Raw genomic sequence first — 423 nt, forward strand, 5'->3', positions numbered from 1 at the left:
GATGGCCTCTTCCAGCCAGCACAGAAACATCTGGCTCGCCTGACGGGATGCGACGAATTTTCGCCGCCCCATAAAGTACGCCCACGACTCGTTCGCACTGGCCCGTGCCGTGGAGTAGCTCATCTGGGCGTAATTCCGGGAAAGCTGCTCATACGAGACACCCAGCCCGGCAGCGATATACCGCAACAGTGACTGCTCAAACACGGAGTAGCCGTTATCCGTGTCCTGAGCCGTCTGCAGGTTCAGTGAGTCCCCCGGCATCAGGTGCGGCACTTTTGCGCCTCCCAGCCGGACCGGTGCTGCGGCGTAATACGCGGCAATTTCACCAATCCAGCCGGTCAGCCTTTCCCGCTGCTCCTGACTGTTCGCGCCCAGAATAAAATCCATCGCTGACTGCGTATCCAGCTCACTCTCAATGGTGGC

Annotated in this window: 1 protein-coding gene; it reads right to left on the reverse strand. The window is 59.6% G+C overall.

Features of this window, described 5'->3' with window-relative positions; translation table 11 throughout:
- On the reverse strand, window positions 1–423 hold a 423-nt coding region (locus tag FQZ95_RS20180; RefSeq protein ID WP_160530579.1), incomplete at both ends, for a phage portal protein.

Origin of the sequence: Escherichia sp. HH41S (assembly GCF_009820115.1) — a bacterium.
Lineage (GTDB): Bacteria > Pseudomonadota > Gammaproteobacteria > Enterobacterales > Enterobacteriaceae > Escherichia > Escherichia coli_F.